General features: G+C 38.9%; 12 protein-coding genes and 3 tRNA genes. 9 read left to right on the forward strand and 6 right to left on the reverse strand.

Annotation, left to right across the window (positions count from 1 at the left end; genetic code table 11):
- Positions 1–60 precede the first annotated feature (60 nt).
- On the forward strand, positions 61–747 hold the full coding sequence (pssA, locus tag B3C94_RS12090) for a CDP-diacylglycerol--serine O-phosphatidyltransferase (protein ID WP_293903945.1): 687 nt from the start codon (positions 61–63) through the stop codon (positions 745–747).
- Here pssA and B3C94_RS12095 read toward each other — a convergent pair.
- Entirely contained in the window at positions 744–1,088 is a 345-nt protein-coding gene (locus tag B3C94_RS12095; RefSeq protein WP_293903947.1) for an Hpt domain-containing protein, read from the reverse strand. The genes pssA and B3C94_RS12095 overlap by 4 nt on opposite strands.
- The gene (gene folK / locus B3C94_RS12100) at positions 1,069–1,572 is read right to left on the reverse strand and encodes a 2-amino-4-hydroxy-6-hydroxymethyldihydropteridine diphosphokinase (RefSeq protein WP_293903949.1); all 504 of its coding nucleotides are present in this window, start codon (positions 1,570–1,572) and stop codon (positions 1,069–1,071) included. The genes B3C94_RS12095 and folK overlap by 20 nt, the downstream gene beginning before the upstream one ends.
- A gap of 222 nt (positions 1,573–1,794) precedes the next feature.
- Here folK and sppA point away from each other — a divergent pair, with 222 nt between their 5' ends.
- The 3 genes from sppA to B3C94_RS12115 all read left to right on the forward strand — a co-directional run bounded on the left by sppA (position 1,795) and on the right by B3C94_RS12115 (position 5,986).
- Positions 1,795–3,561, forward strand: a complete 1,767-nt coding sequence (gene sppA, locus B3C94_RS12105; protein ID WP_293903951.1) for a signal peptide peptidase SppA — start codon at positions 1,795–1,797, stop codon at positions 3,559–3,561.
- A gap of 201 nt (positions 3,562–3,762) precedes the next feature.
- The gene (locus B3C94_RS12110; RefSeq protein ID WP_293903953.1) at positions 3,763–4,953 is read left to right on the forward strand and encodes a phosphoglycerate kinase; all 1,191 of its coding nucleotides are present in this window, start codon (positions 3,763–3,765) and stop codon (positions 4,951–4,953) included.
- Between the two features lie 163 nt (positions 4,954–5,116).
- Positions 5,117–5,986, forward strand: a complete 870-nt coding sequence (locus tag B3C94_RS12115; RefSeq protein WP_293903955.1) for an endonuclease/exonuclease/phosphatase family protein — start codon at positions 5,117–5,119, stop codon at positions 5,984–5,986.
- Positions 5,987–6,009: 23 nt separating this feature from the next.
- On the opposite strand, the gene B3C94_RS12120 is transcribed toward B3C94_RS12115, so the two are convergent.
- Entirely contained in the window at positions 6,010–8,697 is a 2,688-nt protein-coding gene (locus B3C94_RS12120) for a TolB family protein (RefSeq protein ID WP_293903957.1), read from the reverse strand.
- A gap of 808 nt (positions 8,698–9,505) precedes the next feature.
- On the opposite strand from B3C94_RS12120, the gene mgtE reads away from it, so the two are divergent.
- From mgtE to B3C94_RS12145, 5 genes are all read left to right on the forward strand, one after another.
- Positions 9,506–10,882 carry a magnesium transporter gene (gene mgtE / locus B3C94_RS12125; protein ID WP_293903959.1) on the forward strand — a complete coding sequence of 459 codons (1,377 nt, stop codon included), beginning with the start codon at positions 9,506–9,508 and terminating at the stop codon, positions 10,880–10,882.
- Positions 10,883–11,127: 245 nt separating this feature from the next.
- Positions 11,128–11,201, forward strand: a tRNA-Asn gene (locus tag B3C94_RS12130).
- A gap of 50 nt (positions 11,202–11,251) precedes the next feature.
- A tRNA-Asn gene (locus B3C94_RS12135) sits at positions 11,252–11,325 on the forward strand.
- An 87-nt stretch (positions 11,326–11,412) separates the two neighbouring features.
- Positions 11,413–11,486, forward strand: a tRNA-Asn gene (locus tag B3C94_RS12140).
- Positions 11,487–11,543: 57 nt separating this feature from the next.
- Positions 11,544–12,458 carry a PfkB family carbohydrate kinase gene (locus B3C94_RS12145; protein ID WP_293903961.1) on the forward strand — a complete coding sequence of 305 codons (915 nt, stop codon included), beginning with the start codon at positions 11,544–11,546 and terminating at the stop codon, positions 12,456–12,458.
- On the opposite strand, the gene B3C94_RS12150 is transcribed toward B3C94_RS12145, so the two are convergent.
- The 3 genes from B3C94_RS12150 to murB all read right to left on the reverse strand — a co-directional run bounded on the left by B3C94_RS12150 (position 12,459) and on the right by murB (position 14,526).
- A complete protein-coding gene (locus B3C94_RS12150; protein ID WP_293903963.1) occupies positions 12,459–12,704 on the reverse strand; it encodes a cytochrome b5 domain-containing protein in 246 nt (81 codons plus the stop codon).
- A 32-nt stretch (positions 12,705–12,736) separates the two neighbouring features.
- A complete protein-coding gene (locus B3C94_RS12155; protein ID WP_293903965.1) occupies positions 12,737–13,246 on the reverse strand; it encodes an RNA polymerase sigma factor in 510 nt (169 codons plus the stop codon).
- Positions 13,247–13,509: 263 nt separating this feature from the next.
- Positions 13,510–14,526: a UDP-N-acetylmuramate dehydrogenase gene (gene murB / locus B3C94_RS12160; RefSeq protein WP_293903967.1), complete on the reverse strand. Its 1,017-nt coding sequence runs from the start codon at positions 14,524–14,526 to the stop codon at positions 13,510–13,512.

Consider the following 14,526-nt stretch of genomic DNA (forward strand, 5'->3'; position numbering starts at 1 on the left):
GATATTTTAGCCATCATTTCTAATCGAATGATGGCTTTTTTAATATAAAATATCCCGTAAATGAAAAAACATATCCCAAATCTGCTGACTTGTCTAAACTTATTTAGTGGCTGTATTGCTGTATTAATGGCATTGAAAGGCAATATACAAGCGGTTACCATCTGTGTGTTTGCGTCGGGGATATTTGATTTTTTCGATGGAATGGTCGCGAGGCTTCTTCATGTTAAATCGTCAATAGGGAAGGAGCTCGATTCATTGGCAGATATGGTTAGTTTTGGTTTTCTACCTGGGACGATCATGTTTACCTTGTTGACCAAGGTATTTCCTGATGGTTCTCTGTTACCTTATTTAGGGTATATCATCACCATTTTTTCTGCCTTGCGTCTCGCAAAGTTCAACCTGGATGAGCGACAAACGTCTGATTTTATCGGTCTAAACACACCAATGAATACATTCTATGTACTTTCGCTACCTTATATTGCTGATAAATATCCGCAAGTAATTTTGAATCCGATCGTTTTGATTTGCAGTGTTCTTTTGACAAGTTATCTATTGGTGAGTGAAATTAGGTTGTTTTCGATGAAATTCAGTTCCATGGACTGGAAGACGAATAAGTTTCGCTTTATATTTCTGCTATTGACGCTGATCTTGTTTATTGCAGGCCAATTTATGGCTTTACCGATCATCCTTATTTTATATTTCTTATTGTCGGCATTGCATTTCAATAAAAAAAACGATCTGGTTTAGATCGTTTTTTCATATTGTTCCAACTCAAATAGGAGCTCATTCATTTCTATATCAATGATATCAAAAGTGGCCCGGAGTCCGTCGAGAGAATCCTTGTTTTTTGCATTAGCCTCCAATTCCTCAAATTTCTCTTTTAGGTGAAAAGCACCGATATAATCCATCGTCGGTTTGATGTGATGCGCTGCATCTCCGATCTTTTGAAGATCTCCTTCACTCAGGGCCTGACGGAGCTTGTCGAGGTCGACCGGAGTTTGGATAAGATACATTGATACAAATTGTTTGATTAATTCTGGATTGTCAAACATGTTTTGGTTGATCAGTTCAATGTCGATATGGTTCATCGTTGCTAATTTTCTTTACAGGTAAGTCGTCTGTGCATTTATCCAATAAATATACGTTATTTTTTTTGTAAAGGGGATGGATATAGTCTGGTGCTATTTCGACTAAAGGTGCAAGTACAAATCTTCGTTCTGCAATAAAAGGATGTGGGATACGAAGTGTGGGCAGATCGATTATATCTTGGTTAAAGTAGATGAGGTCGATGTCGATTACCCTTTCGCCCCATTTTTTTATGCGTATACGGCCCAATTCCTGTTCGATGGACTGGGTGATTTCTAGACAGTCAAGCGCCTGTAAATTGGTGGTTAGGAGAAGGGCCTGATTCAGGAATGCGGGCTGGTCTTCCACTCCCCAGGCGGCAGTTTCATAGACCGAAGAAGCATCAATAATTGCTCCGATGCGTGATTCAAGCTGTTTTCTCGCTAGATCAAGCTGCTGAAAACGGTCTCCAAGATTGGTGCCCAAGAGTATGTAAATGTTATTCATACCGCTAAATTAAGGTTTTGTTGATTTTAATAGGAAGAAATGCGAGTATAAATTGAAGATGGAAAAGTGAATTTCAGCTGGCTAGATGCCCTAATTTCGTGGAAAAAAATATGTTGTAGTTGAAATAAAAGACTGGGTGAATAAAAAATATTGCATTACCTTTAGTGAAAAATAGGTCTTTCCACTGGAAGATAGGTTATGGATCGGATTTAATTACAAAATATGAAATCATTTTTTAAGTACGTACTGGCAACAATTACGGGGATTGTGATCTCTTTTGTTGTGTTGTTTATTGTTTTGATGGGAATTATTGGGGCAATCATTAGTTCAGCCTCTTCTGACCAAGAAATTGTTGTTAAGAGTAATTCGGTTCTATATCTGTCCTTTGACTATGATATTACCGAGCGAAGCGAGGCCAATCCGTTGGGTAGTCTCAATCTTCCGGGTTATTCGACCAAAAATATTGGATTGGATGATATTTTAGCGCGGATCAAATATGCGGCGACGGATGGAAATATTAAAGGAATCTATTTGGATGCGAGTCATATTGGGATTGGTTTTGCCAGTTTAAAAGAGGTAAGAGATGAACTTTTGGCTTTTAAGAAAATCGGCAAATTTGTTGTTGCTTACAATGCAGGATATGATCAAAAAGCTTATTATGTAGCGAGTATCGCTGATAAAGTATATGTCAATCCACAAGGGACAATTGATTTTAAGGGTCTGGCGAGTTCAACCATGTTTTATAAGGATCTATTGGATAAAGTGGGGGTAGAGATGCAGATTGTGAAGGTAGGCACTTTTAAGAGTGCTGTTGAACCGTTCTTTTTAAATAAGATGAGTGATCCCAACCGTTTGCAAGTAACCTCGTACCTGGGAAGTATATACAGTACTTTTATCAATGAGATTTCGGCGAGCAGAAATATTGCTGCTGATTCATTGCGGGCTATAGCAAATGATTATCGCGTTCGGGATGCGGATGATGCGGTGAAATATAAACTTGCTGATGCCAAGCTATATAAAGACGAACTGTTGTCGGATTTGAGGAAACGCTTAAAAATTTCGGAAAAAGATGAAATATCCTTTGTTTCTTTATTAGATTATAATAAAAAGATCAAGGACGATGCGAGTGGATCTGAAGTTGCGGTCCTTTACGCTGCTGGCGAAATTGTAGATGGAGAGGGAACAGGACCGGGGGAGATCGGCGGAGATAAATTTTCGCGTGAACTACGGAAACTACGCGAAGATGATGCGGTTAAAGCTGTTGTTTTGCGTGTTAATTCACCGGGAGGATCAGCGTTGGCTTCAGATATTATTTGGCGTGAAGTTATCTTAACCAAAAAAGTGAAACCTGTTATCGTTTCTATGGGTGATTTAGCGGCCTCTGGTGGGTATTATATCTCGGCAGCAGCAGATTCGATATTTGCTGAGCCTACGACGATTACAGGTTCTATCGGAGTATTTGGAGTGATTCCTAATTTCCAAAATCTAATGAACAATAAAATTGGGGTTCACTATGATGGTGTCAAAACGGGTAAATTTGCCGATTTGATGACTTCTTTTGATCGTCCATTGACAGCAGAAGAAAGGGATATCATCCAGCGGGAAGTTGACAAGGTATATGGTACATTTACTAAAGTTGTTGCGGACGGCCGTAAATTATCCATCGCTGATGTTGATAGTATTGGGCAAGGAAGAGTTTGGACCGGTGCGCAAGGGGTGAGTAATAAATTGGTTGACCGTCTCGGAAACTTGGATGCCGCTATTCAAGCTGCCGCTAAAAAGGCAAATTTAACCAAATATAAAGTATCTCAATACCCTGAAAAAGAAGATCCGTTCACTTCAATCCTGAATAATTCAAAGGAAAAAGTACGGGTCTGGGTAGCAAAAGAGCAGATGGGTGAATATTATCGTTATTTTGATGTGATGAAAAAAGCGACTGCTCAGACGGGTGTACAGGCTAGGCTACCTTATTCCGTTGAGATTCATTAATGGTCGATCTCTCTATGACTTTATGGTATAACATGGGGTATGACGATACCGGCAATTCTTACCTGATGGAAAGAGATAGGACGATCAGAGGTAAGAATTGCCATCAATAAAATAATTATTCTCATGAAAGCAAATGCTTTTTTTTATATTTAGCTGTTCGTTTGACAAAACGACCTAATCCAAAATCAATAAAGTTACATAATGAAAACAGTAGACGATTTAAATTTTGCAGGTAAAAAAGCCTTGGTACGTGTGGATTTCAACGTGCCTTTGGATGAAAATTTCAATATTACGGATGATAATCGTATCCAGGGAGCGGCTCCAACGATAAAGAAGATTTTGAATGATGGTGGAAGCGTTATATTGATGTCCCATTTAGGAAGGCCAAAAGATGGTCCTACTGATAAGTATTCATTAAAACATATTGTTGCACATCTTTCTCAGGTTTTAGGTACAGATGTTCAGTTTGCGAACGATTGCATCGGTGCGGAGGCAGTAGAAAAGGCGGCAGCATTACAAGCTGGTCAGGTTTTATTGCTTGAAAACCTTCGTTTTTATAAGGAAGAAGAGAAGGGAGATGTTGGGTTTGCTGAAAAGTTGTCCAAATTAGGCGATGTCTATGTGAATGATGCTTTCGGTACAGCGCACAGGGCTCATGCTTCGACAGCGATTGTAGCTCAATTTTTCCCGGGTGCTAAATATAGCGGTTACTTAATGGCTGCTGAGATTGGAAATGCGGAGAAAGTATTAAATAATCCGGTGAGACCTTTTACTGCAATCATGGGGGGGGCAAAAGTTTCTGATAAAATTCAGCTAATTGAAGCCTTATTGGATAAGGTTGATCATCTTTTGATCGGTGGAGGTATGGCTTATACGTTCATCAAAGCTCGTGGTGGTGAAATCGGCCAGTCGTTGGTTGAGAATGATAAGCTCGATTTAGCAAATGAGCTTGTTAAAAAAGCGAAAGAAAAAGGTGTAAACTTGGTTATTCCTACGGATGCTCAGATTGCAGATGCATTTTCAAATGATGCAAATGTATATGATGGTCCTAATGATCAAATTCCTGCAGATCTACAAGGTTTGGATATTGGTCAGGAGTCTGCAACTAACTTTGCTTCGATCATCAAAAATTCAAAAACAATTCTTTGGAATGGCCCGATGGGTGTTTTTGAGTTTGATACTTTTGCGAAAGGTACTAAAGCTGTGGCTGATGCTGTTGTGGAAGCAACGAAGAATGGTGCATTCTCTTTAATTGGAGGTGGTGATTCTGCTGCTGCGGTAAGTAAATTTGAAATGACTGAAGATGTAAGTTACGTCAGTACAGGTGGTGGTGCACTTTTAGAATACATGGAAGGAAAAGTTCTTCCGGGTGTAAAGGCACTTGAAGATTAATACGAAACGATTTTTTTGAAAAGGACAGCATAAGCTGTCCTTTTTTTATTTTAAAAATTTAGGTATCGCAATTTGAATATTGATGTAATGTCAGATTAAATCAATTATCTGTTAAATGTTTGTGTAGTACTGGTGAGTATTTATTGTATTTGCTAAATTTATCATGACATGGTTATATATGCAGATATTGATGGATGCTAATAAAGGTAAAGAAAAAAGTAGTTCTGGTTTTTTTTCGGTATTGACGTATAATGTAGCGGGCTTGCCGGGGATTATATCTTCGGCGATTACAGGTAGAAGCCGGAGTATTGCTGAAATTGGAAAGAAAATCAATCCCTTTGATATTGTCAACGTACAGGAGGATTTCAATTATAATAGAAGTTTATATTGGGGTGGGAATTTACATCCGTATCGAACGAAAACCAAGGGGCGTGTTCCTTTTGGTGATGGTCTCAATACCCTGTCTCATTTTCCGATGACGGATGTTGTCCGGGTTCCCTGGAAGAAGCGTACAGGAGCTGATTTTCTGACGCCCAAGGGCTTTACCCTGGTTCAGGTAGAGATTGTTCCAGAGGTCTGGCTGGATGTGTATAATGTGCATGCAAATGCGCAAAATAGCAGGAAAGCTTCCAGTGCACGCCGGGATAATCTTAACCAGTTGCGCGACTATATTGGAGAGCATTCGACGGACAGGCCACTTATTGTCATGGGAGATTTTAATGCGCATTATAGCTTTTGTGATGATAATCTCCATGATTTTATGGATTCCACAAGTTTGGTGGATAGTTGGGTTGAGCTGGAAAACGGTGGACTGGTGCCTGAGGTAAGACACCAATTTAAGCCGCCGCATATGTTATCTATCGGTAATCAGAGCGAATCCATTGATAAAATTCTTTATAGGAGCAGCAGTCACTTTAGTCTTGCTGCCCGGGATTATAATATAGAAAATAATCTATTCACCAACCTCAAAGGATTGCCACTGTCCGATCATTATGCTTTGGCCCTGAATTTTAATTGGGCGATCCACCCTTAAGTGTATTTCCCTCCTTATTTTCCTTAATAGGTGTAGTTTAAACTGAATGTCGGAACTACACGTTGTGTTGTGGTATTATCGTTGATATAGGTGCCTTTAACAACGAATTCAAAGTCTGGCAAGGGATATCGAAATGCATTGAAATCAAGCGAGAGGTATGCTCCAAAACTTTTTGGTGAAACTTCCCGATGCTTATGGATATTTTGATAATCAGCAAATATTCCTCCTTTCACACGTTTAATATACGCTAAGGATCCTAATCCCAGATCGGGATAAGCTATTGGAAAACGGTAGTTGACCAATAAGGTGTTTTTAACTTTTTCATATCTATAGTAGCTGAATCCACTTACTAAGGGAATATCGTTGATGTATTGATAGATTCCGGACCCCGTTTGAGCACTCAGTCTAATCTGCAAACCGTGATTACTCATAAATCCGGGGAGATAAAAGACTGTTCGTGCTGATAAAATTTCACCTTTTGCATTATTCTCAAAGGGGGTATGTCTGTAAGTTAAACTTAAATTCTGGCCCCATCGAGGATAGAGGTCCATATTCGCCATCCGGGCATTGCGATTGAGGTAAAGTTGATAGGTTAATGGAAAAGCGGTTTCATAATTAAAGTTTTTGACATCATTTCGGCTAAGATCATACCGTCTAAGGTAGGCGGTAGCCAGGTTGAAACCCGTGGAATAAACGTAGTCTCTTCTATAGAAGGAGAGAGGAATAGAGATCTGTGAGGATATGTAATGCTCCCTCCAGTCGAAACGAATGCTGCTATCCGGTTTGTTGGGGAGGCTTGCCGCAGCGATTTGACCCCTGTTTTCGTAACGCAAAGAGAATTTTGGAAAGTATTTATTGTAGGTAAGTTCGGCGGAGTATACTCCTTTTCGAATATCAGTATCGTATTCGTATCCTAGTGCAATTTGTGTGGTGTTTAGAATGTTGTTGGATAACCAAAAGACGCCCGGTTTAAAATTGTCGAAGCTCTCAAAATTACTGCTGCTTAGGGAAAGACTATGAAAATTGAAGGTTCGTCCCAGACCATTGTAGGGGACGATTTGGTTATACTGACTGGTATCTACTGGGATTGAAGTGATGTTTTTGATGCTGTCTTTTGTCAATGCCAGGCCGTAGTAATGGGAGAAATAATCTGTTTCTGGCGCTATATCATATGTCGTATCTATGGCTGTTTGACCAATTTTGTAACCGTTATATTGATAATTGTTAAAAAATAACTGCCTGCACTCGCTGTCGTAAAACGGGTTGAATGCACCAAACTGAGCCTTTGTCAAAAGCTGCTTTTTGCCAGATAAAAGATCTATTGTGTAGATATTATCAATACCATTGAAGTTTGCTTTTGTCATGACTTTCATACCTGAAAGGTATTGTGGCCTTTCGTACTGCTGATTACCCCATGCCGTCAGGTTGGTGATTTTGTTTTTTTCTAGGTCTATTTCACAAAGTGCAGTCCCGGATTGGGATAATCGTATGCCGATTATTTTATTTCCTTCGGGGCTGAAAGATGGATGCTGGAGCTGTTCGGTATTGCCTATTTTGATCCTTTTGATAATGCTGCTGTTTTTAAGGCTTATAAGCGTTAAATAGCTGTCGTTGGATAAATCTACCTCGATACAAGCAATTGTTTCGTTCACGGGGCTAAAAACAGGTGAATAATATCTAGTGTTTTTTGTGAGCTGCTTGATTTTTCCAGTTTTGAGGTCCATTATATTAATGATGCTATAGGTCCGCTTGTTGAAACGCGGGTCTTTTCGTAGTTCATCCCATAGGATATAATTGCTATTTACGTCAAAATGTGGCGTTAGTTGGATACCCGTTTTGATCAGTATATTTTCCTTTTTTGTACGGGTATCATAGGTGTATATTGCACTTGTCTTTTGTGGGTTTTGTTTGATAAAATAGATCAGACCATTTTTGTGTTTTGGTAGCAAATTATTATTGTAAAAGCTGCTGTTAATAGCATTGATCTCTGCATATTTTTTGTATTGATAATTGCGTGTTTTTTCCTTCCAGATTGTATCCAAATTTGCGATTGTTTTGTTGTATAAATAAGCACTGTTTCCGCCTATTTTTTTCTTGAGGACTCGATTAATATTATACGGATATAACGGTTTTTTGTTGAGTTCCGAAAAGAGGTCGGCCTCATAGTTTGGAGGTAATTCTGATTTTAAAGTGGAGGTCATCAGATAACCTATCGTATAGTAGCTAGGGACAATATCTTTGTAGGAACCCAGTAAATATTTGTTGAAACTATAGTTGCGATCTGATTGAAAATTCGCTTTGACCGGCATTTCAAAAGCTGGTAGCCTACCTCTGCCACCATTAGAATATATCGTTTCGGTCAGTGTCGCATCGCCTTCAAAATACCAGGATGGAACGGTCAATCCATAATAGGCAAGGGCTAGTTGTTCGAAAAAAGGAGCGCGTAGTTTTCCTGTCAATTTGTCAAACTGGCTTACATGCCTAGACTCGTGAAGGATCAGATTGGGGAGCCAGGTTTGATTGTCTGGCTCTGCTCCAGCCGTACTGTACAGCTCGGATTTGCGTGGAGATAACTGTACAAAGCCGTTGGTCTGAAGATTTGTATTGTGGATAATGAACGGAATTTTTCGAGGTGTTATTTTATAATTTCTAGAAGTCGTACGTAGCGAGCCGCTGACCTGCTGGGCTAGGGTAGGGGCCTTACTTTTCATTTCCTCCGGGAAAATAAGCTGAAAATTCTTCGTTTCAATTTTATACCATTTTTGGCTTAAGGGGGCTTGACTGTCTTCAAAAAATTGAGCGAAACTTTTTTGTGAATATATTATTAATGTTATTAATGATAATACACTGATAATTATATTTTTATGTTTCATTATTTTTTATTTATTATGGTTTTGCTATTTTTTTTAGTTTTATTAAGTGTATTTATATGAACTTTATGTTTTTATATTAGTTTTTTTGTATTTGAATAATAGATTGTTATGTTTTTTTTGTATTTCTTTTTTCTTGCATATTTTGTGTTTAAAAAGACTTGTAAAGTCTGTTTTTTATTGTTGAATCATCCACTACAGAACAGGTTAAAGCATACGACGAATATACTTAAATAATTGGCGATTCAATGATTTTGCCTGAAATATTTGCTGGCATTTTTTAAGTCAGATTTCTTAGCTGTTGTCGGTTGATTGCTGTATCCTACTAGAAAATAATAAGCCTGCCAGATTTATTTTTGGCTGGTCTAAAAAAAGATCGACAATTGTAAGACAGGTTGCCTGGTTTTATTTTGATTTGGATGTTTTGAAGTTTTTGTAGAATCTGATTTAAGTGTTATTTTTGAATGTGACAAAATGTCTTGTTTTTGTCTTGGGAGAGGGGAAGGGAAGTGCGCTGTTTGCTCCATTTGTTCCATCAGACAACCACATTTTATTATTTATTTTTTTATGCAGAATTTACTTTAAAAAAGCGATTTTTGTAACATATAAATTTTTTTGTAGATGTAGGATTTTAAATTGATTAGGAGATATGGAAGAACTGGAAATGCAGGTGAGTCAAATAGAGCAGTTGATAGCAAGTGGAGATTTTGTCGGGCTGGAAGAGTTTTTGAATGAATTAAATATTTCAGAAGTGGAGGAGCTGATTGATGAGCTTCCCGAACATGGTTCACTATTTATTGAGTCGTTAAATTTGAATCGCGCAGTTAACGTTTTTCGTATCCTGGATTTCCCTACTCAAAACAGAATTTTTAAGAAGCTTTCTAAGGCAAAAATCAGTGCCTTAATTAACGAATTGCCACCCGATGATCGTACCTCGTTTTTTTCTGAAATGAAGGATGATATCAAGCATTTAATTTTATTGTTGCCGCCCAAAGATCGTGTTGAAGCTTTAGCACTATTGGGCTATCCGGAGGACAGTGTGGGGCGTCTAATGACCCCTGATTATATCACCGTGAAAGAGCATTGGAGTATAGAGCGGATATTGGGGCACATTAGGCGTTATGGAAGAGATTCGGAGACGATAGATGTACTGTATGTAATTGATGGCAACGGCAAGCTAATCGATGACATTCGGATTAAAGATGTGCTGATGGCAGAGCCGGATACAGTGGTTGGCGAATTGATCGATCATCGTCTGATTTCGTTAAATGCTTATGATCCGCAAGAGGAAGCGATCAATATTTTTCGGATGAATAATAGAGTAGCCTTGCCTGTTGTTGATGAGCAGGGAGTCATGTTAGGGATTGTGACTGTTGATGATATTCTTTGGGTAGCCAATGAGGAGTACACGGAAGATATGCAGCGTATCGGTGGGACGGAAGCTTTGGATGAGCCGTACCTGGATGTCTCGATTAAAAACTTGGTGAAGAAGAGAGCGGGGTGGCTAATTGTGCTGTTTCTGGGGCAACTTCTGACAGCTACGGTTATTGAACATTTTGAGGAACAAATGGCAAGTGCGATTATGTTGTTTGCACTGATGCCAGTTATTATTTCCAGTGGAGGGAACAGTGGGTCTCAAGCATCCACATTGATTATTCAGGCCATGGCCTTGGGTGAAGTGACATTGGGCGACTGGTGGCGAGTCATGCGAAGGGAGATCTTGTCGGGCTTATTGTTGGGACTTATTTTGGGGGGGCTTGGCTTTCTACGGATTATGGCATGGCAATCTTTTGCGCATAGTTATGGTGAGTATTGGGTGCTGGTCGCATTGGTTATTTCCTTATCGCTGGTGGGGGTAGTGCTTTGGGGGTCGTTGATGGGATCTATGTTGCCTTTTGTAATGAAACGGCTCGGTGCAGACCCTGCGAGTTCTTCTGCACCCTTTGTATCGACTTTAGTGGATGTGACAGGGTTATTGATTTATTTTAGTGTGGCTACCCTTATTTTGAAGGGCGTGTTGCTTTAACCGTATCTAATGAGGGATATTGTCGGCTGGTTAGCTCATATTCATCGAAGGCAAAAGAAGAATAATGCTGGTTTAGGAGCTTAAAAGGCATTTTTGTACCAGCTTATGAAAAATAAAAATAAATTATTCTAATTGGAATTTAGGAAGTTGTAAAAAATGTGCTCAAAAAATTTGTAGTATTCTAATAATCTTCCGATACTTGCATCACGGAAACGCAATAGGGTCTCCGGAAAAATTGAAAACACTCCTGAATAGCTCAGCAGGTTAGAGCATCTGACTGTTAATCAGAGGGTCGCTGGTTCGAGCCCAGCTTCAGGAGCAATTTAATAACTTACATAACCGGAGTTTTTAAAATATTCAATTTTTCATTCCTGAATAGCTCAGCCGGTTAGAGCATCTGACTGTTAATCAGAGGGTCGCTGGTTCGAGCCCAGCTTCAGGAGCGATAAGCAAATAATTTATTTGCATAACAAATTAAAATGTACTATTTTTGTACATTCTATGAGAAAGGAATTTCTCGAAAAATAAATTCCTGAATAGCTCAGCAGGTTAGAGCATCTGACTGTTAATCAGAGGGTCGCTGGTTCGAGCCCAGCTTCAGGAGCAATATTGAAACCGGCTTTATGCCGGTTTTTTTGTTTACCATGCTTATTAAAAAACTATGAGTTTAGTAATTATTGGTACGGTGGCTTTCGATACGATAGAGACACCGTTCGGTAAAACTGACAAAATTGTAGGTGGTGCCGGTACATTTGCTAGTCTGGCGGCATCCTATCTATGTGATCAAATTAAGTTGGTCAGTGTTGTTGGGGAGGATTTTGGAAATGACAATCTTGATCTTATTAAGAACCGTGGTGTAGATGTGACGGGTGTGCAGGTGATTTCTGGTGGGCAAACCTTTTCTTGGTCGGGTAGGTATCACAATGATATGAACAGCCGTGACACATTGGCGACAGACTTAAATGTATTAGCTGATTTTGATCCAATTATTCCGGAAAGTTATCAAGATTGTGAATATCTTCTTTTAGGGAATCTTACTCCTCAAATACAGTTGACAACATTGGCGCGATTAAATCACAAGCCTAAATTGGTTGTTCTCGATACCATGAACTACTGGATGAATGTTGCCATGGATGACTTAAAGGAGGTTCTTTTAAAGGTGGATGTTTTAGCTATAAATGATTCAGAGGCAAGACAACTGTCGGGCGAGTATTCTCTGGTCAAAGCAGCAAAAGCCATTTTGGCAATGGGCCCCAAATATTTAATTATCAAAAAAGGTGAACACGGTGCGCTTCTTTTTGGAGAGAATCAGATTTTTTCTGCTCCGGCTTTACCTTTGGCAGATGTGTTTGACCCGACAGGTGCAGGTGATTCCTTTGCTGGAGGTTTTATTGGTTATCTAGCCAAAGTAAAGAGTGTAAACTTTACAAATATGAAGAATGCATTGATTTTTGGTTCGGCATTGGCTTCATTCTGTGTAGAAAAATTTGGAACGGATCGTCTGGTCGATCTTACCGAAGAGGACATACAAAAGCGATTGAACGCTTTCGTTGCCCTATCTCAGTTTAATTTATAATCATTGATCTTTCAGTTTTCCGATAATCTGAAATTTTGAAAATACAGATTCTGAATGAGGGGCTTCTTGGAGCTCCTCAGTTAGATCTTGTCCCGCCCAATGTTCATAGTGCATGCCGTTTTTCCAGAGTCTACTTGCTCCGACATCATAAATGTATCCGTGGTAAGCGACCCAAATCTGCGGTTTATCCTGACCGTTACGTAAGGCTAGCTGACTTTTGCTGTATACCGGTAATTCTTCTGCCATTAGTATTTTTTAAGAAGGCGAAGATAGAAAAACTAAGCTACTTTATAAGCTGATAGCGATCTTTTCATTAATTTTCTAGCAACATGTATTCGTGTCTTAACTGTTCCGATAGGGATATTTAGGTGCTCGGATATCTCGTGATATTTAAACCCTTCGAAGTACAGTGAGAATGGAATGTAATATTCTTCGGAAAGACTGGATAAAGCCTCATGGATGTCTTCCATGACAAATTTGCTTTCGCCCTGATTGGCGGATGCAGATAATAGGAGGTTAGCGTTAGAAATGTCCTCGTCTTTGGTAATGAACGAGTTGGTTTTTACGATACGTCTATAGTTATTAATAAACGTATTTTTCATGATGGTGTAGAGCCATCCTTTCAAATTGGTTCCTTCTTTGAAATTTTTAAAATAGGTTACAGCTTTCAGGATGGTGTCCTGTACGAGGTCGTTGGCATCCTCGTAATCACTGGTAAAATTTCTGGCGTAGAGTTTTAATGAGTCCGATTGCTCAATAACCATGTTGTCAAATTCATTCTTTGTCATAGCTTAATGAATTATAACTGTTCTTTTTACAAAACAGTAAGTTTATAAAATGCGGTTCATTAAGTGTGAGGCAAAAAATGCGCCAAAAATGGCAAAATTAGATTTGTTAATATAATTTTAAGATTATTTTAAGCAAAGCAAACGTGTGCGTAAACTAACTTTAAATAAATAAAATTAGCTCAAAGTGATGTTTTGCTAAAGTGAAGCCTATTTTTCTTTTGCTTTCAGATTTAAAAAAGGTAAAAATACTCTTTTTTGCTTCTTTACAATAAATTAACTTCACGCTCTAGCTGAATGCCAAATTTGTTGGCTACATCGCTTATAATTTGTTCAGATAGATTGTAAATTTCCTGTCCTGTAGCGTTTTGTCTATTTATTAGTACAAGTGCCTGATTTTTCCATACACCTGCTTGTCCATATTCTTTTCCTTTCCAACCGCATTGTTCTATTAACCATCCAGCTGCCAATTTTGTTTCATTATTGGGCATTGGATAATGCGGTATTGTCGGATATTTTTTCTGAAGAGGTTCAAAAGTCGACGCTTTAACGACAGGATTCTTAAAGAAACTTCCGGCATTTCCCACTGTACTTGGGTCAGGAAGTTTTTCTACGCGGATTTTGGAGACAATGGTTGCGATATCGTCAATACTTGGGTTTGTTATATTTTCTTTAGCGAGTTCGGCTTCTATTGCACCATAAGTTGTATTGATATGGGCTGTTTGGCTAAGCTTATAAGTTACCTGGGTAATAATAAACCGGCCTTTGTGTTCCGTTTTAAAGATGCTGTCCCGGTAGGAAAAATTGCAATCTTCCTTCTTGAAAGTTGTAAAGGTGCCGTTATGGGTATCGAAAGCCTGGCATTCATGAAAGACATACATAAGTTCGGTGCCATAAGCCCCGATGTTCTGTACAGGTGATGCCCCGACAGTGCCGGGGATCAGCGCCATATTCTCAATCCCGGCGAATTTATGTCTGATGCAGTGCCACACGAAATCATTCCAAATTTCTCCCGCTTGTGCCGTGACATAGACATCATCGCCATCAATTCTAGCCTGTATACCCTTGCTGGTCATGCGGATAATGTATCCGTTGAATGCTTTGGTGAATAGTACGTTGCTGCCAGCGCCAAGAACAAAAAAATTCTCGTTAAAAATACCGTTTTTAAAAATTTCGGTCAATGTTTCATTGTCATTCACTTCGATTAGGAAATTTGTCTTTTCTTCTATTCCAAACGTGTTGAAAGGTTTTAAAGATATATTCGATTGAATGTTTAACTTCAT

The sequence above is a fragment of the Sphingobacterium sp. UBA5670 genome, assembly GCF_002420705.1.
GTDB lineage: Bacteria > Bacteroidota > Bacteroidia > Sphingobacteriales > Sphingobacteriaceae > Sphingobacterium.

Bases quoted from the DNA above. Each gene is read 5' to 3' on its own strand.
- B3C94_RS12155 (WP_293903965.1), bottom strand. From the start codon at position 13,246: ATGACAAAGAATGAATTTGACAACATGGTTATTGAGCAATCGGACTCA.
- B3C94_RS12120 (WP_293903957.1), bottom strand. From the start codon at position 8,697: ATGAAAAGTAAGGCCCCTACCCTAGCCCAGCAGGTCAGCGGCTCGCTA.
- murB (WP_293903967.1), bottom strand. From the start codon at position 14,526: ATGAAGTTAAACATTCAATCGAATATATCTTTAAAACCTTTCAACACG.
- B3C94_RS12115 (WP_293903955.1), top strand. From the start codon at position 5,117: ATGACATGGTTATATATGCAGATATTGATGGATGCTAATAAAGGTAAA.
- B3C94_RS12145 (WP_293903961.1), top strand. From the start codon at position 11,544: ATGAGTTTAGTAATTATTGGTACGGTGGCTTTCGATACGATAGAGACA.
- pssA (WP_293903945.1), top strand. From the start codon at position 61: ATGAAAAAACATATCCCAAATCTGCTGACTTGTCTAAACTTATTTAGT.
- sppA (WP_293903951.1), top strand. From the start codon at position 1,795: ATGAAATCATTTTTTAAGTACGTACTGGCAACAATTACGGGGATTGTG.
- folK (WP_293903949.1), bottom strand. From the start codon at position 1,572: ATGAATAACATTTACATACTCTTGGGCACCAATCTTGGAGACCGTTTT.
- B3C94_RS12110 (WP_293903953.1), top strand. From the start codon at position 3,763: ATGAAAACAGTAGACGATTTAAATTTTGCAGGTAAAAAAGCCTTGGTA.
- B3C94_RS12095 (WP_293903947.1), bottom strand. From the start codon at position 1,088: ATGAACCATATCGACATTGAACTGATCAACCAAAACATGTTTGACAAT.
- B3C94_RS12150 (WP_293903963.1), bottom strand. From the start codon at position 12,704: ATGGCAGAAGAATTACCGGTATACAGCAAAAGTCAGCTAGCCTTACGT.
- mgtE (WP_293903959.1), top strand. From the start codon at position 9,506: ATGGAAGAACTGGAAATGCAGGTGAGTCAAATAGAGCAGTTGATAGCA.